General features: G+C 50.5%; 12 protein-coding genes. 11 read left to right on the top strand and 1 reads right to left on the bottom strand.

Annotation, left to right across the window (positions count from 1 at the left end; translation table 11 throughout):
- Window positions 1-19: 19 nt before the first annotated feature.
- The 6 genes from B3355_RS04130 to B3355_RS04105 are packed head-to-tail and all read left to right on the top strand — an operon-like array spanning window position 20 to window position 4,642.
- Complete coding sequence (locus B3355_RS04130) at window positions 20-643, top strand: hypothetical protein (protein WP_292780488.1); 624 nt, start codon at window positions 20-22, stop codon at window positions 641-643.
- Window positions 633-1,271: a hypothetical protein gene (locus B3355_RS04125; RefSeq protein WP_292780486.1), complete on the top strand. Its 639-nt coding sequence runs from the start codon at window positions 633-635 to the stop codon at window positions 1,269-1,271. The genes B3355_RS04130 and B3355_RS04125 overlap by 11 nt, the downstream gene beginning before the upstream one ends.
- Window positions 1,272-1,282: 11 nt before the next feature.
- On the top strand, window positions 1,283-3,280 hold the full coding sequence (locus tag B3355_RS04120; RefSeq protein WP_292780483.1) for a secretin N-terminal domain-containing protein: 1,998 nt from the start codon (window positions 1,283-1,285) through the stop codon (window positions 3,278-3,280).
- The gene (locus B3355_RS04115; protein ID WP_292780511.1) at window positions 3,280-3,777 is read left to right on the top strand and encodes a type II secretion system protein; all 498 of its coding nucleotides are present in this window, start codon (window positions 3,280-3,282) and stop codon (window positions 3,775-3,777) included. The genes B3355_RS04120 and B3355_RS04115 overlap by 1 nt, the downstream gene beginning before the upstream one ends.
- A complete protein-coding gene (locus tag B3355_RS04110; RefSeq protein ID WP_024929357.1) occupies window positions 3,764-4,144 on the top strand; it encodes a type II secretion system protein in 381 nt (126 codons plus the stop codon). Before B3355_RS04115 ends, B3355_RS04110 begins: the two co-directional genes overlap by 14 nt.
- A gap of 9 nt (window positions 4,145-4,153) precedes the next feature.
- Window positions 4,154-4,642, top strand: a complete 489-nt coding sequence (locus B3355_RS04105) for a type II secretion system protein (protein WP_292780477.1) — start codon at window positions 4,154-4,156, stop codon at window positions 4,640-4,642.
- A 6-nt stretch (window positions 4,643-4,648) separates the two neighbouring features.
- Here the strand turns inward: B3355_RS04105 and B3355_RS04100 are convergent, their stop codons facing one another.
- Window positions 4,649-5,338 (bottom strand): lytic transglycosylase domain-containing protein, encoded by a 690-nt coding sequence (locus B3355_RS04100; protein ID WP_292780474.1) that lies wholly within the window; start codon window positions 5,336-5,338, stop codon window positions 4,649-4,651.
- Between the two features lie 269 nt (window positions 5,339-5,607).
- On the opposite strand from B3355_RS04100, the gene epsA reads away from it, so the two are divergent.
- The 5 genes from epsA to B3355_RS04075 all read left to right on the top strand — a co-directional run bounded on the left by epsA (window position 5,608) and on the right by B3355_RS04075 (window position 21,349).
- Window positions 5,608-6,441 carry an XrtB/PEP-CTERM-associated transcriptional regulator EpsA gene (gene epsA / locus B3355_RS04095; protein WP_292780472.1) on the top strand — a complete coding sequence of 278 codons (834 nt, stop codon included), beginning with the start codon at window positions 5,608-5,610 and terminating at the stop codon, window positions 6,439-6,441.
- Window positions 6,442-6,720: 279 nt separating this feature from the next.
- A complete protein-coding gene (locus B3355_RS04090; protein ID WP_292780469.1) occupies window positions 6,721-7,545 on the top strand; it encodes a PEP-CTERM sorting domain-containing protein in 825 nt (274 codons plus the stop codon).
- A gap of 80 nt (window positions 7,546-7,625) precedes the next feature.
- A complete protein-coding gene (locus B3355_RS04085) occupies window positions 7,626-9,053 on the top strand; it encodes a hypothetical protein (RefSeq protein WP_292780466.1) in 1,428 nt (475 codons plus the stop codon).
- Between the two features lie 284 nt (window positions 9,054-9,337).
- Window positions 9,338-11,002, top strand: coding sequence for a ShlB/FhaC/HecB family hemolysin secretion/activation protein (locus B3355_RS04080; RefSeq protein WP_292780463.1), 1,665 nt, complete (start codon window positions 9,338-9,340; stop codon window positions 11,000-11,002).
- 30 nt (window positions 11,003-11,032) lie between these two features.
- Complete coding sequence (locus tag B3355_RS04075) at window positions 11,033-21,349, top strand: filamentous haemagglutinin family protein (protein ID WP_292780460.1); 10,317 nt, start codon at window positions 11,033-11,035, stop codon at window positions 21,347-21,349.
- Window positions 21,350-21,381 lie beyond the last annotated feature (32 nt).

The following is a 21,381-nucleotide window of genomic DNA, read 5'->3' as shown; positions in this document are numbered from 1 at the left end:
ATTGCGTCTTGTGACACCCATGACCGTGATATGGCTGCTGCGCCGTTGTGCCTGGTATTTAGGCTGGGTGCCGATGGTGTTGTCTGTGGCATTGCTGGTGATGTGGCTAGTCTTGTCGCAGCAGCAATCTGGTCAGCTGGCGCAGCTGGGTGCACTGGAACAAGAGATTCGGCAGTTGGTTGCTCAGCCTGTGCATCAAGACCGGGTGACGCCAGCCAAGCCTGAAAAAACATTGGCAATAGATATTAAAACAGCACAAGACGAGCCAGTGGAGTTGGCGGCACTTTGGCAGCAATTGCCTGCATTTGCTGACTTGTCTCCGCGCATGATGCATATCGCCAGCTTGGCGCAAAAGCGGCAGATTGCATTGAATGTGGGGGACTATCAATGGCAGGCACATCAAGCTACTAGCGCAATCCAGGCTAGCAGCGCCACACAAGACATTCAGCAGTTTGATATGCGCTTTACGATACAGGCAGACTACGCGACCTGCCGCCAATTTATGATGGATGTGTTGAAGCAATATCCGTCGATGGCGTTGACCGGGCTTGAGCTACGCAAGAATGAAACGGTACAGCCAGTCGTCGATGCCACGCTGACATTCTCGGTGTTTATCCGTGGAGGGCATGCACATGGCGCTTGAGTCTAAAGCGGCACCACAGCCTTTCTTATGGCTGGCCTTGCTGCTCACACTGGGCCTGGTCTATTGGCAGTGGTCGCAAGAAGACACGGCTGATGTGACGGTGGTGGCTGCAAATACGAATGGCGCGCGATCTGCGTCAGAAACGCCAGCAAATCCTGTACCACAAGCGACAGTCAGCCAGACGTTGGCGCCGCCGGTGGTCACATCATCGTCCATTACCCCATTAGCATCTACGCCCGACAATACTTACTTCACGAGGCAACTGCCAGCCGCAAAACTGAGTCATGCCTTGTTTGCTGCGCATGAATGGTTACCGCCACCGCCAAAGCCACAACCGCCACCGCCGCCCGAAGTGCCACCCTTGCCTTATACCTATGTTGGCAGCATGCAGGATGTGCCGGGTGGGGATACAGTAATTTTAATGCAGCAGAAAAAGATGTTGTTACCGAAGCTGGGAAGCAATATCAATGCGCAATGGCGTCTGGACCGGGAGGATGCGCAGTCTGTTTATTTCACTTATGTACCACTCAATAAAGTGGTGGTGTTGAGTAAAACCAAAACAACGTCAGGTGCTGGCCAACGTCAGGCGCTCACCGATAATAATCAAGATGAAATGTTAAACCAATGAATGTCTTTAACTTGAGATCCTCTTTACAGACGGCGATGCCGCGCTTTGTGGCGATTAGCTTGTCGGCATGGGTGTTGTCTTCTTGCGGACTGTTCCCACCCAAGCTGACCGCTACCACCCCGGAAGGTAAAGTGCATGAGCTGGCACAGCAAGTGGCCGAACATCCATCTGATGCCGTGCTGCGTAATCGCTGGTTCCGCGAGCGTGAGCAGGCAATTAATGCGCTGTCTGCCGAGGCAGAAGCCGCCGATGCCAGAGGGGATATTACGACGGCCAAGCAGGTATATGCACGTATTCTGACCCTGGATCCGCACCATATTAAAGCATTGGCCTATGAGAATGCCAGTGCGCGTGAAATCGCCTTGCGCAAGCAGCTCGAAGCCGTCAAGCAGCATATGGATAATCCTAAGCAGGCCTTAAAAGAGGTGCGCGATATATTGCTGGAACAGCCAACCAATGCCGAAGCACAGGCGCTGGAAAAACAGCTGATTGCGATGGAGCCGCGTGCGCGTGCGGCCTTGCCACAATTGCAAACCGGACTTAGCAAGCCAGTGACGCTGGAGCTACGCGATGCCAATATCAAGGTGGTATTTGAAGCCTTGTCACGTGCCACGGGCGTGAACTTTGTATTGGATAAAGACATCAAGCCGGAAACTAAGGCTTCAGTCTTCGTCAAAAAGATGCCGATTGAAGAAGCCATAGACATGGTGCTGGCCAGCAACGGTTTGCAGAAAAAAGTGTTATCGCCAACCAGTATGCTGGTTTATCCGGCTACGCAGCAAAAGAACAAAGACTATCAGGATTTACTTATCCGCAACTTTTACTTTGCCAACACCAGTGCCAAGCAATGCGCCGATATGTTGCGCACCATTTTGAAGGTCCGTGATGTGTATGTGGACGAGCGTTTGAACATGCTGGTACTCAGGGACAGGCCGGAAGTACTGGCACTGGCGGAGAAAATGATCAAGGCACAGGATATTGCCGACCCGGAAGTGATGCTGGAAATTGAGGTGATGGAAATCACGCGCGGCAAAATGAACCAGTTGGGCATCGTTTATCCTTCGTCACTCACCGTTCTCGACAGTCAATTGACGCTGGAAGCGCTCAAGCGTATCAAGTCTTCTGATATTGGTGTCAGCCCTAACCCCAGTCTGCAATTCAAGACCACAGACAGTGATTTGAACCTGTTGTCCAACCCGCGTATCCGCGTTAAAAATAACGAGAAAGCCAAAGTGCTGGTGGGTAACAAGGTGCCGGTGATTACGACTAACACCACCGCCAACGTGGGCACTTCAGAAAGTGTGTCTTATGTCGATGTTGGCCTCAAACTGGAGGTTGAACCACGGGTGATGCTGGACGATTTTGTCAGCATTAAAATTAACCTGGAAGTGAGTTCGCTGGGCGAAGCGATTACGCTGAGCAATAACTCCAAGGTCTATAACATCGGTACCCGTAACGCGACTACCATGCTGCGCCTGAAGCACGGGGAAACCCAGATTCTGGCGGGTCTGATTCAGGATTCAGAGCGTAAGAATGCCGACAAATTGCCGGGCTTGGGTGAAATCCCGATTCTGGGCCGCTTGTTCTCACGTCATATTGATGAAAAAAATAAAACTGAAATTGTGCTGGCGATTACGCCAAAAGTGATCAGCAATGTGACTTTGCCGGAGGCGACCTTCTCTGAGTACTGGAGCGGTACTGATACCGTAATTTCTGACAAACCCTTGTTAAACAGTACGCCGAGCAATGCACCGGCGCGTGGCCAGCAGGCGCGTGAACAGCAGTTGCAACGTCAGCGCGAGTTGAATGATGCCGCAGATGTGCCAGTCAATGACACGCCTGAATCCGCACCGGCGCCTGAACCTGCTGCATTACCTGCGCCAGATGCACAACCGGCCAATACTGAGTCTATGCAGCCTGCGCCAGCCATGCCGGGCTTGTCTAATAACGTCAATGGTATTTCCGAGCAGGGCACGACCACCTTACCGGCACCCAAGGTCATTCCTTGATGGTCTATATAGTGAAACGCACGGCCGGATTTACCTTGATTGAACTGATGGTGTCGCTGGCGATTATCGCCATCATGGCCAGTGTGGCCACGCCCATGATACAACTGACGGTGCAGCGGCAAAAAGAGCAGCAATTACGTGAGCATTTGCGCGAGATGCGACGCGCGATTGATGCCTACAAAAAGGCCGCGGATGAGGGCAGGGTGAAAAAGAGTGCCGATGCCAGTGGTTATCCACCCAATTTGCAGGTGTTGGTAGATGGCGTGGAAGATGCCAAAAGTCCCAAGCATGAACGTTTGCGTTTTTTACGGCGTATCCCGACAGACCCCATGCTGAATGGCCAGGCGAACAAGGGATTGACGCAGTCCGCCAGCCAATGGGGACTGCGCAGTTATGATAGCCCGCCGGAGCAGCCACGTTATAGCCAGGATGTCTACGATGTGTATTCATTAAGTACGCAGACCGGTATCAATGGAGTCGCTTATGCGCAATGGTAAGCAACGCGGTTTTACGCTGGTAGAGTTGCTGGTGGTGTTGTCGATTCTAGCCTTGCTGTTATCGCTGGCGGTGCCGCGTTATTTTTATGGCGTGCAGCGCGCCAAGGAGCAAGCATTAAAGCAGCAACTGGCAACTACCCGCAAAGCGCTGGATGAATATTATGCCGATCAGGGGCAGTATCCGGACACCTTGCAGGAGTTAGTCGACAAACATTATCTGGACAAATTACCCTGGGACCCGATTGCCGAGCGTAATGATGTCTGGGTGATTACGCCGCCGGAATTGCCTGTGGTAGGTGCGGTGTATACCTTGCACAGCAGTGCAGTCGGGCAGGCTGCCGATGGCTCTGCCTATACCGACTGGTAAACGACGGGTATGTTCAGGCAAGACGGTTTTTCTTACATAGGCGTGATGGTGACGCTGGTGATTGCGGCCATAGGCATGCAGGGGGCGGCGGTCATATGGCAGCAGCAATCCCAGCGCAGCCATGAGGCTCAATTGCTGGAGACCGGTGAAGCGTACCGGCTGGCGATTGGGCGCTATTATGAATCTACACCGCAGCCGGTCAAGCAATACCCGGTACGCTTGGATGAGTTGATAGAAGACAAACGCTTTCCGGTACCCAAGCGGCATTTACGCAAATTGTATGCAGACCCGTTTGCGGTCAAACAGGGTATGACCCTAGTTATCAGGGATGGCCGTATTGTTGGCGTGCACAGCCAGTCGCTGTTGGCTCCCATACGCAGCAGTGGCTACCAGGAGTCCCAATCAGGCTTTCATGGCGCCAAGCATTATCGCGAGTGGTTGTTTGTGTATGAGCCTAATACCCTGGCGGACCTGGAGCAGGCCTGGGTAAATCGTTAGAGCGGATCAGTTACTGAGCTGGCTGGCGTAACCTGTGGGTGCGAGCCGGGTTTTAAACGCCTGATAGTAGCCAAGCACCTTGGGAATATATTGCCTGGTTTCGGCAAAAGGCGGCACGGCGTGCTGGTGGGTTTTTACCGCTTGTGGCCCGGCATTATAAGCGGCTAGTGCCAGCGGAACATTGCCTTCAAACATATCCAGCATGCGTCTTAAATAATGCGAACCCCATAATATTTGCTGCGGCACCGACCATTGTTTGACAGGAATGGCAGTCATGGTTTGTGCGGTGGCTGGTAGCACTTGCATCAGGCCGTAAGCGCCTTTACGTGACAGCGCTTTGGGGTTGTAGCCGGATTCGGTGGCAATCACGGCATGGATCAGTGCCGGATCTATCTGCGTCGCCTCAGCTGCGGCTTGCACCTCGGCTTGGTAAGGGACTGCACCGCTTTTCCATTTGGACGGCTGGCTGGCGGGGGATGGCGCGAAAGGCTCACTCTCTGTCTCCGACGCGTCAATATTACTGATCACTAACTCCATGTCGCTGGAGTTATCCAGCAGGATATGCTCGGCTAATGTCTGCGTCGTTGAGGCTGTGCCAACAGGGAGCGTCTCCGCATGTGCTACGCCACACACGATCACAGTTGCCAGCAACGATGCCAGTCTGATTTGACGCAGGGGGGAAGCGGACGCATTCATGATAAGACTGATTGTGCCACAACCATGTGACACAGCAAAGACAATCGGTCCTGCGCTGTCAGGCATGCTTTGCCTGGACATTCATGTGATTGTCATGTGGGTACAGACCTGTGCCAATAAAACCGGCCGTTGGTAAAGTGCCGATTTCCCTTTCTAGTCATACCGCTAATCCACTGTCATCAATTTATCAATCAACTGACACGTGCCAATCATTTTTCTGTCACAAATTCTGAGCAAACTTGCTGCATTTATATAAATGTGGTTAACACATGGATACAACAATAACAGGGATGGATCAGGCCAGCGACCAGTGGACGTTGGCACTAAATGAAGAGCAACGCGCGCTATTTATGGAGGTGATTGAGGAGTCGTTGCGTCTGCAGCATCGCTCACACCTTTTTAACTGGCTACAGCGAGGGTTTCAGTGTTTGTTGGCGCATGAGGTGGTGATTATTGGTGTGCGTAGCTTGGAGCGTGCCAGTTATGACTATGAGTATCTGACCTCCAGCCGCTATTTTGGCGACACCCAGTTTGACCAGGTGCTCAACGATGAAGATGGCCTGGTCAGTGAAGCCTTTACACGCTGGAGCAAGCTGGGTATGCCGGTGTTTTACCATACTGAGCTCGCCGCGCAGCAATATAACCATTATGCCGTTGAGCATGTCGATGCTGAGCGCATGCTGGCTTCCGAGCTCAAGCGCTTTGTTGTGCATGGCTTTGGCAACGAGCACAGCCGCATTGCCACCATGGTCATGTTTGGCCGTTTAAGCTCAGCGGCCAATGCGCAAACTGCCCATTTGCTCGAGTTGCTGATGCCGCACCTGCATTGCGCGATCGTTAAAGTCACTGCTAATAAATGTCCTTCCGTGTTATCCACCACCGCGCGCAATGGCCGTATCAAGCCTTTAAGCAAGCGAGAGCTGGAAGTGCTGGAATGGCTGCAAGCAGGCAAAACCAATTGGGAGATTGGCAACATCATGCAAGTCAGCCCGCTCACGATTAAAAATCACGTGCAAAACATCCTGCGCAAACTGGATGTAGAGAATCGCGGCCAGGCGGCCAGCAAAGCACTCAAATTGGGCCTGATCACCCGCAAGCAATAAAGATTACCCACCGCATTTTTACCGCTTTCATGCAATGACTCCAACTAGTCCGAACGGACTAGTTTTTACTTTAAGCCTGTCATTTTGAGTTTCTAAACTACTTAGGATTTTTATGCGGCTATTTTGCGCGGCCAGACTAGTCCACATGGACTAGGTTTACAAAGTAAGGCTGTCATGTAGCGACTGCATAATTTTTTGGGATGAGTTTCATCGTATTCGCTCAGGTATTAGTAGTTTGCTCTTTCTATTCGGTTTGCTCAAAAAATTAAGGAGAAGTTTATGAAATTTCAAGTAAAAGCATTGGTTGCTGCATTGGCTCTGTCCGCTGCAACTATTCCAGCACACGCGGCTATGACGTTCGCAACAAGCGGCAGCTCAAGCCTGATTCTGACTTTGCTGGACTTTAACAGCAACACATCGGCAACATTTGATTTGGGCTACGGTTACGATAGCTTCCAAAGCCTGGTTGTTGATGCACATACTAACGGCACAATTTCTGCAGATGGTTTGTCTAAAACCTTTGCTTTTGATGTGGCTGGTGGTGACTATGCTAATGCATGGAGTTCTTTCTGGAGCACTGCTTCAGCTTCAACTACCAAGTGGGCGATTTATGCTGCTGATGGTACCGGTACTGGTGCAGGCGCACGGGGCATTATTTCTACCTATAAATCAGGTGCAAACCTGACAAACTCTAACCAGTTGCAGACTTCAGTTGCAAACTTCAATAGCTACATGACCAACAACAACGCGTTGGACAACCACAACGCTGTAGACAATGGTGCAAGCTTAGTGACTTCAAACCTGTCACAGGCCTATGCTGGCCGTGCTGTGGCTTACGGCTCTACAGGTCGTATCAACGGCCAAGGCCATGTATCTATGGATAACCTGGATAGCTCTATGACTGTTGTGCAACAACTGACAGGTGCAACAGCGGCTTCTCCAGTGGCATTCAATACACTGGGCTTAAATGGTAACTTCCAATTCAAAATGACATCCGGTGGTCTGTTGGAATTCGTAGTACCAGTTCCAGAAGCTGACAGCTATGCAATGTTGCTGGCTGGCCTGGGTGTAGTTGGCTTGGTAGCTCGTCGTCGCAAGGCTTAATACAACATTAAAAAAGCCATGAAAAACGGCCGGTTTACAAGCTGGCCGCTAATCAAATCTTTTATCGAAGGAAGCGAAAAATGTTTAAATTTAATAAAGTATGCTTGGCTGTAGCCGCTACTCTGTTTGCAGGTCAAGCTTTTGCTGCGCCTGTCACTCAAGCACAAATCAATACTGCGCGTGGTAATAGCGCATTGAATGAAACCTGGATTTCTGGCGCTTCAGCACCAACTTACAATGTTTTCCAAGGCTTTGCTGCTGGTTGTGATGCAAACACACTGTCCGTGTTCAACAACGGCTCAGCAACAGCCGCAGTAAGACCAGGTAACTCAGCTGCAAGCAACTTCCTGGCTTATGCTTGTACACGTGGTGGTAAAGTGTCTGTGGTTTATCACACGATTGATGGCGGTTCTTTTAACGCTTACGCACCACATATCCCAAACGATGTTGATGGCGATGGTACAGTGGGTACTGCTAATTTGCGCCGTATTGGCAAACTGGGTGCTAACGCTGGTTGTGTTGCTCAAACGGGCACTTTGTCTTTGCCAGGTCAAACTGCAATTGCAAGCTATCGCTCATGTGCGATTGTGACTCCAGCAACTGCTGCTGATGGCGCAACTGTTAAACCAGCAGGTGGTTTCTCTGACGTTGAAGCTGCATTGTTCGGTGTATCCGTTGATGGTTACGGTGTTGAGTCAAACGCTAACGTTGGTCAAGCATTTGGTATCGCTACTTCAACTTCCTTGTATCGTGCGATGCAAGTTGCACAAGGTATCTATGCGAGCGTAGCCGCAGCGAACTCTGCTGATCCTGATTACTTGCCAGCCAATGCACCGAGCATTTCTCACGTGCAGTATGCTTCTATCGTGAGTGGTACTGCTGCTGATGCGGGTATCTTGGTACCAGGTTCTACAGCTGCCTTGAATCTGGCACGTCGTGTGCCAACTTCAGGTACTCAAGCGTCTTCCAATGCGACTTTCCTGCGTAATCCATGTAACGGTGATGCTGCGATTGCCGGTGCTTTGGCACCTGTAGGCCTGGCTGACTCTACACCTACCTTGATCATCACCGAAGGTTCTGGTACGGGTAACGCAAAAACTGCGTTGTCTACAGCTGGCTTTGCGATCGGTGTGTTGTCTCTGGAAAACAACTGGCGTACAGATACATCATCCAACGGCTATCGTTACATCAAGCTGGATAACACTCACCCTGAAGCGCCAGTAGCTGGCTCCGGTCAGACAACAGATGCTAACGCACGTTACACAGCTGCTCAAGGTTTGTACGATTTCCACATGGAAATGAAATCTTTTGTTGCTAACTCAGCTTCCGGTACATTCGGCGAGACTGTGATCAACGAAATCGTTGGTGCTTTTGCTGGTCTGGATTGTGCTGAAGTACCACGTGGTTTGACACTGAACCCATTTGCCGGTTCATCTTGCACGGTCGGTACAGTGGTTGCTAAAGGCTCACGCAATGGTAACAACTGCCAAGCACAACAATTGTTCTAATTCCAAGCACTAGCAGTCAAAAGCTGCGACGTTTGATTAAAAGCACACCCGAACCGGGTGTGCTTTTTTATTGCCTGATTCAATCAAAAACCAGTTGTTATCCGCAAATGTCTGAGTGCCTCCTGCAATGGCTCACATGGGCTATACAAACAAGTCCGCGGACTAGTCCGCATTTCATCTTTGTGACACGCTGCGCTTTCAAAATGGCAAGCCTTGAGAAGTGCTTTAGGCGATTGAACCAAAAAAGAAAGGTGTTGCGATTGTTGCTGCGTGTGATGAGTTGTATGTGTGTTCTGTGGTCTTTTGCATTGCATGCAGAGGAGGCTTCAGAGTCCGCCCAGCACCCTGTGAATGGTTGGGGGACAGAGGTTCCCGGCCAAGCGGCTGCAGAAGTGCTCGCCAAAGACCAGTTCGATATTTTTGAATACGTGGTCAATGGCAACTCCGTGCTCAGCGTGACAGAGATTGAAAAAGCTGTTTATCCCTATCTCGGTGAGCATCGCTCAATTGATGATGTAGAAAAAGCGCGTAGTGCGTTGGAGCAAAGCTTTCATGAGGCTGGCTACCTGACGGTGTTCGTGAGTATTCCAGAACAAGAGGTAAACGGTGGGGTTATTAAGCTGGATGTGCTGGAAGGGAAGGTTGAGCGTTTAAGTGTGGTCGGCTCCCGCTATTACTCCCTGGGCAAAATCAAGCAAAACGTCACAGAGTTCCAAGAGGGCCATGTCCCGCACTTTCCAACGGTGCAAAAACAAATTGCCTCGGTCAATATTAATCAGGACCGTGTGGTAGCGCCGGTGCTGCGTCCAGGCAAGTCACCGGGCATGGTTGAAGTGGATTTGAAGGTAGATGACAAGTTTCCGTTACACGCCAGCATGGAATACAACAACCGGTACACACCGAACACGACAAAGACACGTCTTTCCGGCAACCTGAGATACGACAATCTCTGGCAAAGCGATCACAGCATTGGTCTAGGTTTTCAGGTGACACCGGAAGATGCTAACGAGGTGAAAGTATTTTCGGGCACCTATGTGATTCCTTACGCTGGAGATTACTGGGCTATGTATGGCGTGGTTTCTCAAAGTGATATCAGTGCGGTAGGCGATTTGAATGTGGTCGGTAACGGTAACATTTATGGCCTGCGTTACATTCACCCCATGCCTAGTCCGGTTAAATCCTTCAATCACAATTTGACCCTGGGCGCGGATTACAAAGACTTTAAAGAAAGCACGCGCAGACTAGGGGCGGACTTGGGTAATAACCCGATTACTTATCTGCCTTTCCTGATTGGTTATACCGGCAATTTGGTCATGCCTGAGAGTACCACCAAGTTAGACCTGAACTTTGTCTTTTCAACCAAAGCGCTGGTTAACGATGACGCTGAGTTTGCCCAGCGGCGTTACCTGGCAAGGTCGAATTTCTCTTACTTGAGAGGGCAGCTTGAGCACACGTATACCTTGCCTTATCAATGGCAATGGTATGGCTCTTTAGGCGGGCAAGTGACTGGCGACTCACTGGTTTCAAACGAACAATTCTTTATTGGTGGTTTGGATACTGTGCGCGGCTTCCTCGAGTCCAGTGCGCTGGGGGATACGGGTACCAACCTGACGATGGAGTTGCGCTCCCCACCTTTGCAAAAGTATGCAGGCTCATGGGTGAAGGAAATGCGCCTGCTGGCTTTTTACGATTACGGCTACGCTAAAACGCGTGATCCAGCGACGTTTGCCGATGACCGGTTCTCACAAATCCAGCAATACATCCTGTCCTCATACGGATTGGGTTGGGATGTGAAGGCAGCACACGGCTTGTTTGTGCGCCTGGATTTTGCGCGTGTCTTGCAATCAAGCTGGACATTGGAAAATGGACACACTGCGCCACTCAAGCCAGCAGGGATGGCTGAAAGTGGTGATACGCGCCTGCATTTTAAAGTGGGTTTTGACTGGTAATAAGCGCTTAGCTGAAGTAAACGAGGTGAAATGATGAACAAGTTACGATTCAAGTTGGTATTTAGCAAACGCTTGGGCATGTTGGTACCCATTGCCGAGATTGCGCGTACTCATCAAAAAACAGTGACTTTAGCGGGTGTGGTTGATTGTGATGCCAGCGTAGAAGTCATGCTTCGTCCTTTATGGCGCATATCAACGAGGAGTGTTGTGTTACTGATAGCGGGCTGTCTGAGCTGGGCATCTGCGCCTGTTCTGGCGGTCGATGCAAGTACATTGCCAGTTCAGCAACCCGGTTATAACTTACCGGCCGGTGTGAGTATCCCGACACCAGTGAACAACACCATGAATATCAACACAACGATTCAGAATGCGGTGATTCGTTGGGATAGCTTTAATATCGGTTCGCAAGCCGCGGTCAACTTCAATATGCCTAACGCATCTTCGAGTGTGCTAAACCGCGTCATGGGTAGTGGGGCAAGCTTTATTAATGGCACACTCACCTCGAATGGGCATGTGTATATTGCCAACCAGAATGGCATATATTTCGGCGCTGGTTCACAAGTCAACGTGGGTTCGTTGACAGCGACTACACTGGATAATTTAAAGAACAATAATATCGAAACGATTTACCAGAACGGCATTTTGTCTAATAAGACCGAGCCCGTATTTTCCTTTGCCGATGCCGTTGGTGTCATTGATGTGGCCAAAGGCGCAAACATTACGACTACCACTGGCGGCCGAGTCATGTTGCTGGCGCCTGATGTGACTAACAGCGGCGTGATTAAAACACCTGATGGTCAAACCATCTTGGCAGCGGGCAAGACGGTTTATCTCAGTACGCTAGACAAGTTTGCAGGTTTGTTGGTGGAGGTCAGCTCTGGTGGCAATGCGACTAACTTGGGTGACATTATTGTTAATCATGGGAACGCCAGCTTGATTGGCCTGGCGGTAAACCAGCAGGGTAGTATTTCTGCGAAGACCTCTGTACGAGCTAATGGCTCTATTTTCCTCAAAGCCGAACAAATCGGCTCTAAAAGTGGGGAGCTTAATATCAATCCGCAATATGGCAAGGTGACCTTAGGCAAAAATAGTCAAACTGTTGTGGCGATTGACGTTGATGACAAGGAGGAAATTACGGATGCACAGAAGCTGCCAGTATCACTTTACAAGCTGGATGGTACGCAGACGACCCAAACAGAGCTTGATGGTTCAGTGATCAATATTCAAGGTAAGGACATTGTGATTGATGGTGCTGTGACAGCCAACAGTGGTCATGTATTCGTGACTGCAACAGATATCCAAAATAACAATGGTGGCAGTATTTATCTGGGGGATAACGCGCTAATTGATGTGTCAGGTGTAGATGCGACCGCACCCATGAGCCGCAACCAACTGGCAATTCAACTTTACTCTGACCAGTTAAGGGATTCACCTGTATTAAGGGGCGGCGCCCTGTTTGGCGAAATATTGTTCCTTGATGCTCGGAAAGGCACCAAGCTGCTGAGCCAGAGTGTTATTGATCAAGCCAAGGCTGGCATTACAAGAACTGTGGCTGAGCGCTCTACTAATGGCGGGCAGGTGAATCTTTCTGCGGTGAATATGGTCAGCAAAGCCGGATCCAAAATTGACCTGTCAGCAGGCAGTACTACTTATACTGAAGGTACGATTCGTGAAAGCAGCTTACTTATCAATGGTAAATGGGTGCTGGCTTCTGAGGCGCTCCCTAATACGCCATACCAGGGCATAAGTGATTACTACTCTGTCTCTAGTGGACGCTGGGGTCAGACCCGCCGATGGGCACTGACAGCCAATGCTTTAAATGGTTTGGCAGGCGCCTCTACCGAAAACGCAGCTAAAAGTGCTTCAGTGAGCGGCTATTTGCAACCGGGCTACCAACAGGGCGGTAATGCAGGCGCCCTCAATGTATCGACAACCAATATGGCACTGCAGGGCGATGTGCTTGCCAGCACAGTGAGTGGTCTTTATCAGCGCGGAGAGACTGGGGCGCATAGCACACCATTGGGTGGCACCTTCAAGTTGACCTATAACAACTCCGGCGCCTTGAATATCGTCTCATCTGCTGCCCCGCTGTCTGATAGCTTTAATGAAGACAGCCAGCTGAGCACAGAGCAAAAGCAAACGTCCGAGTTAAGCACAGCCATGCTGGCAAATGGGGTCAACCATGTAGTGATCAAAGCCACTGGGCAGGTCAACCTCAATACAGACCTCAATATGCAGGCGAATGGTAGCCTGCATGTGTTAGGGAGTGGCGGGGTAAACGTGAATAACGATATTCGTTTGCCTTCCGGCACAGTAGCACTGTCAGCCAGTCAAAGTGCCGACGTGAACGTGGCTAATAACGTAAAGATCGATGTTGCGGGCTTGTTTACGAATGATTTACCAGGCGTCAATGGCGCAATGCTGGGCAAGGTTGCGCTCAATGGCGGCAACATTACCGTTGGCAGCATTGTCGTTCATAAGGATACTGGTGACATCATTACCGATGACAGCATCACCCAAGACACCATTACCCTTTATAGTGGTTTGCATATGGGGCAAGGTGCTAGCATGGATGCCTCATCTGGGGCATGGCTCAATCAACGCGGGCAACTCACTGCCGGACACGGTGGTGACATTACAGTGACCATGGCAGATAACAAGATCGGGGCTGGCAGCTTTAACAGTTATGGCATGATGGTCGACGGGCAGCAAACGCAGGGTGGCCATTTAACGGTGAAGTTACAGGGTGAGCAGGCGACAGGGGTGGTGGATCACATCCAGTTGGGGGGCATCAATCCGCAGCAAGAAAATACACTGTGGCTATCAGAAGGCTTTTTCCAGCAGGGTGGTTTTTCAAACTACACCATCAGTAATGCGGACCGCCTGAACGGTGATGTGATCATCGGTGACCAGGCCAATAGCCTGGTGACGATACGCCCTGAGCAACATTCCCGTGTTCTGGGATCCGCTGCGCGCGTGGCACAAAGTGGTAGTGACTTAAACGCACTAGTCAGGAAGACATCACTCGCTGGTAGCATGCGTACACCGGCCAGCATGGTGGTCGTGGCAGGGGATGACCTGACGCTGCAGTCGAATGCCAGTATCGTGATGGATACTCCTGCTAGCCAATCCGGGCCCAGAGGTAATGTCAGCCTCACGTCTAAAGGCCAGATGACCATCCTCGGGGATATTACCGCCCCTGGTGGTGATATCAAGCTGGCGATTGATAACATCGTCCCTGATAAAGGTGACTTCACGCTGCCTAATAAGAGCTTTGATCCAACATTGAGTCTGTTTTTGGGTGAAAATGCCACGCTGAGCGCACGGGCACAATATGTCAAGCCGCCTACCAGTGACGGCAACTTACGCACAGCCTTTGTGACCAAAGCTGGCAGCATCTCTTTAGCTGCTGGTAATGGGGTATTGATTGCAAAAGAAGGTTCAGTCATCGATGTGTCTGGGACCAGCGGTAACGTGGATTTGTCTGTGCCCGGTGGCTATGCACGCCAGTCTGTGGCAGGCAGTGCAGGTGTTATCTCACTGAGCGGACGTGACGGTGTTGCGCTGGATGGAGCATTATTGGGCACCCCGTCAGGTCAAGGTGAGGGCGGCACACTGAATATTACGTTAGGCGGTGTTGATGGCGGCGCTGTAGAAGGTGGCGACCCCCCGTTGTATTTTGTTAATGGCACACGAGTGCTGACCGTGACAAACAACAAGGAGTTAATGGCTGCGAATAATACTGCGGGTGGTAATAATGCCAATCTCATTAATACCTCGAACTCATCTACAATGCCTTTGACCACCGCGCAAGGTGTCGGCCAAATTTCAGCTGAACAAATTCGCCAAGGCGGATTTGATAATGTCGCCTTGACCGTGGAGAACGTCAGTACTACGACTGGCGATGCGATACATTTCGCCAATACCACGATGAGTGTGCCATCGCTACTGACGCTGGATGCCACGACTTTCTCTGGTTCGGCAAATCTCAGCGCCTCTACATTAGTGCTGGCGAACAAGAGCAGCGTTAATATGGATAGTAGTCAACTGGCTGTTGGAACAGACATCTTCAAGGCCCGGGCAAATTTTATTGAGATACAAGGGGCGGTCGCCATCAATCAGGTTGCCCAAACGAGTTTATACAGTCAATCCGACATTCGGGCGCGTGGGCTGATTTCTTCATTGCAGGGCACCGCATCGCTTTCATCACCTGGCCTGATTCAGTTGGATGCTGCGCAAATTTATCCGGCGACCGCTGTTGATTTTACGGTCACAGCCACCGGTGCTGGCAGCAGAATTGAAGTGAGCAACCAGGCTAAAACCGCAAGTTCTGTGCCTTTATCTGCCGTAGGTAGTTTGACCTTAAATGCAGATTCTATTCTGCAGGCAGGTGTGTTACGTGCGCCGTTGGGGCAAATTACCCTGAATGCTAGCCATGATTTAACACTGGCACCAGGTAGCCTGACCTCAGTGTCTGCAGAGGGTAGCTTGATTCCTTATGCTGTGACTGTACTTGGTGGTAGTGAACTGGCCGATACCAAAGGTGCCATCAACAACTTCATGAGTGCAGTTGACAAGAAAAAAGTCACGCTGAATGCCAATAACCTGAATTTGCAGACAGGTTCACGCGTGGATATTTCTGGCAATGGCGATACTATGGCCTATGAGTGGATCCAAGGTATAGGCGGCTCTGTCGACGTATTGTCGCAAGCTGGCTATTATGCCGTCTTGCCATCGCTGGGCAATCAGTACGCACCTTATGATTACCTAATGAGCGCAGGCTCCGATGTAGGTATTGGTCAGGCCATTTACTTGTCTGGGGGCAATGGCTTGGCAGCAGGTAAATATACCCTCCTGCCTGCGCATTATGCACTGTTGCCTGGGGCTTTCCTGGTCAGTGCCAACGGCGCCAATGTCCAGGTCAATACGCAGCTCACCCAAGCTGACGGGACCGGTTTATCTTCAGGCTATTTAACCAAGATTGATGGCACTAGCCGCGGCCAATATACGAGTTTTAATATCGTCAATGGCAATAGTTTTTACAAAGATTACGGTACCAAAAACTATAAAGGCCTGGCTGAGTATCTGGTGAGTTCTGGCAATGCCTTGTTAACCAAGAATGCCATCAGGGATGGTAAGGAAGTCCCAAGGCTGACAAACGATGCTGGCCAATTAGTATTAGCGGCAGGGAATGGCCTTAACCTGGAAGGGGACATTAATACCAGCAATGTGGCAGGCGCCAAAGGGGCGTTGGTGGATATTTCTTCTAACGATATTCGTGTGGTTTCAACGGTTGATCCGCTGCAAGCCGGGGTGTTGCAGATATCAGCAGATCAACTCAGTAAAATCAATGCGGACTCTATCCTGTTGGGCGGCAGCCGCTCTGTAAGCGGTAAGACGCAGACCATTACAACGACTGCTTCCAATGTGACTTTCAGTAACGACTCTGATCATGCCGTGCAATCTGGTGAGTTGATTGTTGCTTCCAAAGATGCGATCACTGTGAATCAAGGTGCGGTGGTGAAGACCGGCGCCAAGCAAGACAAAACAGGGACTACAACCCTTGTCACCAGTGGTGATGGTGCACTGTTGGCAGTATCGGCCAAAAACGACTTCGACTTCTCCAGAACAGGTGTGACAGCTACGCCGACAACAGGCAAGTTAACCATTGAACATGGCGCAAGTGTCACTGCGGCAAGGTCTATGGTGCTGGATGCCACTAATGCCTTTGATCAATCGGGCACTATTGAGGTCGCTGATGGTGGGACGGTTACTTTGGGAGCCAATCAGTATGCCATTGGTGACCAGCCCGTAAACGGGGCAACGCATATTAACTCAGATACCTTGGGTGATTTTGGCCGCTTATCTGCGATCACGTTTAATAGCTATAAAAACATCGATATTCTGGGTGCGGTTAATTTTGGCAATAACAATCTGAATATCACGTTTAATACTGCGGGAATTGCGCATCATGACGCCGGTAATGTGAATATCAATGCCAATAATTTTGTGCTTAAAAACACAAATAACGCTTTATTTACTGCACCTGTAGCCCTCAATGGGCAACTGGCCATCAATGCCAACCAGATTACTTTCGGCGACACGGGTAGTGTGTCCACTAATATTGGTGGATTTAATAGCGTCAGTCTGAATGCCAATAAAGATATCCGTTTTACAGGTACAGGGACGGTCAATATCAACGCTGACCAGACAACCATGAGCAGTGCTGTAATGACGGCAGATTCTGGGGCCAACTATTCTCTTGCAAGTACTGGTAGCCTGCAGACAGTGAGCAATGGTCAGCAGTCAGCGAATACCTCAGGCCTGGGCGCAACGCTTAACCTGTCTGCAACCGATATGCAGTTGGGTGGCAAGCTGGTGTTGAATGCCGGTGCTGTAAATGCGGTGGCACGTAGCGGCAATCTGACAGTGGCTTCAGGAGGCTCGATTGACGTCTCTGCGGCGACGGTTGCTTTTGATAGTACCCATTCCGCCACGACGGATGCAGGCAATGTGCACCTGACCTCGACGCAAGGCAATGTCCAGATCGAAAATAATGTGCTGTTGAATCTCAAAGGCGGCACCACTGCCGGGAATGCCGGTACATTGCAAGTAGAAGCGAAGAATGGTCGCTTTGTGGTCGCTGATGGCACCCTGCAAGGCCAGGCGGCCAAAGATCAAAAGACTGCCTCACTCAAGCTGGATGTCGCCAGTTTAGATAATTTCAGCGATGTGAATAAAGCGCTGGAAAGCGGCCGCTTTAATGAAAACCGTGATATTCGTGTGCGTAGTGGTGACGTCACCATTGCCGCCGGGGATACCGTCACTGCGCATGCCTTTACCCTGGGGGTTGATGGCGGCAATGCGACGGTTGCCGGGCATATTAATGCCGATGGCGACAAAGGCGGTGATGTAGCTATTTATGCCAATGGTTTGGTGACCTTGGCTAATACTGCGCAAATCACCGCACGTGGCCAAGCGGCCAATCAGTCTAGCGGAGACCGGCAAACAGGGTCTGGTGGTTCTGTGCTGCTCTCCTCTAACAGCCTGTCTACTGTGAATGCGGTATCTGCTGATACTGGCGCCCTGATCGACACTAGCGGATATGATGCCGCGGCTAATGGCAAAGTGGGCGTCGATGGCTACGATGGCTCGGTGACATTAAGAGGTGCACGCGGAACCACGGGCACTACCAATACTGTGAATGTGGCGTTTAACACGACTGCTGCGATCAAAAGCGCGAGCGAAGTTACGGTTGAAGGCAGCCGTACTTATACAGCTACAGCATTTACCGCTGCCAATATGGCCGGCATGATCAGTGATACCAACAGTTTCTATAATGCGAATACTGGTGCAGGCAATTACGCACTGACGCAAGATGGCAGCAGCGCGAAAGTGTTGCCTCATATTGAGGTGCGTAGCACCACTGGCAACACGGCAACCGCAATGACGGTTGGCACAGCCGATGTGAATTTGCGCTCATTTGCTGCGTTGCTGCCGGGGCGCGGTGGCTCCCTGACTTTGCGTTCAAATGGTAATCTGACCTTCAGTGGTTCTTTAAGCGATGGCTTCAACACCGCGACTACAGCAGGCGTGTTACAGCCGAATGCAAACACGTTTAACTTTAATTTGATTGCCGGGGCTGACTATAGTGCTGCGAATATCACTGAGACCAAAACAGGGACTGGTGATTTCACGCTGGCAAGTAATAAACTCATCCGTACAGGTGAGGGCAATATCACTATTGCTTCCGGTGGCAATATGACCTTGGGGAATGTCGGCTCCGTCATTTATACGGTGGGTAAAGAGGAGGCAGCTCTGAGCGGATTTACCCCGGCATCCGTAGGCACTAACGTACCGACTGCCGCCAGCTATGTGAATAATGGCGGAGATATTGCCATTGATGTCGTTGGCAATATCACTGGCGCGGCCACGACGCAAAGTGTCAACCAATGGTTGTTGCGCCAAGGCGGTAACGGCGCGGATACCAGCTGGTGGGTGCGCCCGGACCTGTTCCAGCAAGGCGTTGCCGCGTTAGGTGGTGGTAACGTTAATATTCAGGCGGGTGGAAATATCACTAACGTGTCAGCTTCCTCTGCAACGAACGCACAGTTTGTCAAAACGCTGGATGCTAAAGGTAATGAGGTACGTAAGAGCCTGGTCAATGGCGGCGGCGATGTGTCTGTTTCCGCAGGTGGTAACTTGACTAATGGGGTGTATTACGTTGGTCGTGGGGAATTAGCGTTAGAGGCTGGTGATAGCGTACTTAAATCGGGCACGACTGGCACGGTGATTGCCTTGCAGGACGCTAGTGCGGACGTGCGTGCTAAGAATAATCTGAAGATTGAGACCGCGTTTAATCCTACTCTTTGGGTGCAAGGCAGTACATTGGCGCAGAACCAGGTTGCAAATAGTACTTTCTTTAATACCTATTCAGCAGACTCTGCCTTGAATGTAGCTTCTTTATCAGGCAACGTTGAAGTCGGGCAAAGTAACAGGCAGTCGATTGTGAGTACGGGCCTTAATTCAGCGGGGTACACGACATTAACCAATAATGATATGGCTGCTATCCACCCGGGTACAGTCAATGTGACTGCGTTTACAGGGGATATTACGACCTATAAGATGCTGCTGGCACCAGCAGCGAGTGGCAACTTGAGTTTATTGGCCGCTGGTAGTGTTGTCAGTGGTGTGAATACAAGTGGAAATATCAACCCTACAGCGAATATCTTGATTTCAGATGCAGATTTAAGTGCTGTTTTGAACGTCTTTAATCCTACGACAGGTAGTCCAATTGACAGCAACATTACAAGCATTCTGGGGAGTATTAAAACTGGTGTTTCTGCTGTACCCGTGCATCAAAACGATTCAACAACAGCCGTGATTGTGGCACGTGATGGCGACATTCGAATGACTGGGACGCCCACTGAGAAGGGTAGCACCAATATCTATGGCATCAAATCTTCTAAACCAGTTTATATCAATGCTGGTAATAACGTGACCTTGCATGCCTCTATTCAGCATAATAATGTGGATGATGTGTCAGAAATTCACGCCGGTAAAGATTTTGTCATGGAAAACGGTAAGCAGCAGGCACGTATTGATATTAGCGGCCCAGGAGAGGTACTGATCAAGGCAGGCCGCACTATCGATTTGGGTAATACCAGCGGTATTCTCTCTTTGGCGAATACCGTGAACCCTAACCTGGCTGACAACAGCGCTAACGTTACCTTACTGGCAGGTATGGGCAAATCGGGCACTAATATCGATGGTTTTGTCAGCACCTATATTGACCCAACCGGCAGCGGCCCTGCATCTCTACAAGGCGATGCTACTGCATTGACTAATTATCGACAGGCCACCGCTGCACGTGTACAGGCTTACATGAATGAAGTCACCGGCAGCAAAAATCCAGCGACTGGCAAGCCGTATACTGCGCAGGAGGCCATGACTGCATTCCTGGTGCTGGATACGACCAGGAAAGAGATTTTTGCCTTGAGGCAATTCCAGGCTGAATTACTGGAAGCCGGTAGGGAGTATATCAAGACCGCCAGCACCACCAGAAGTGACGATGTCATTGCCTCCTTGTTCTCTGGCAAGGACTACTCCGGCGATCTGCTGATGTATCAAAGCCAGATCAGGACCTCCAGGAATGGCAATATTAACCTGTTTGCCCCTGGCGGCTTGATTAATGCTGGCGTGGCTTCTAACAACTCACTTGAGCACGATATTGGTGTTGTGACTGAGAAAGGTGGCAATATCGGCGCTTACGCTGACGGTAACTTCCTTGTGAACCAGTCGAAAGTGATTACGCAGTATGGTAGCGATATTCTGATCTGGTCCAATCATGGTGATATTGATGCCGGCAGAGGCTCCAAAGCAGCACAGTCTGTGCCTGAGCGCGTGGTCAGCATCAACGCCAACGGCGATGTGACTGTCGAGGTAAAAGGGGTGGCTTCTGGTTCTGGCATTCGTGCACAGACTTATGACCCAGATGGTCCTAGTGGTCCACTGCAAGGGCCTAAACTCGAAGATGCTACCGTTGCGTTATTCGCGCCGCGTGGTGTGTTGGATGCGGGTGAAGCAGGCGTAGCTGCGGGTAATCTGTTGGTAGGCGCTACACAAGTGCTGAATAGCTCCAATATTACCGTTTCAGGTACTTCTTCCGGGGTTCCTGTGGCAGATACGGGTAGTCTGGCTGGTGCAGCGTTAAGTTCTTCAAGTACTTCTGCAGGCGCTGCCAATACCATGACTGAAAATCTGGGTAATCAGATGAATAATCAAAGTGTCACGCCTAAAGAGTTGCCGCCTATCGTGACGGTAAAAACGATTCGTCTGGAGGATTAAACGCTTGATCGTAAAAACGCCCACCAACCGGT

Source organism: Methylophilus sp. UBA6697 (assembly GCF_002454655.1).
In the GTDB taxonomy this organism is placed as follows: Bacteria; Pseudomonadota; Gammaproteobacteria; order Burkholderiales; family Methylophilaceae; genus Methylophilus.
The sequence above is the reverse complement of the archived record's forward strand: the minus strand, read 5'-3'. Positions and strand labels throughout refer to the sequence as shown.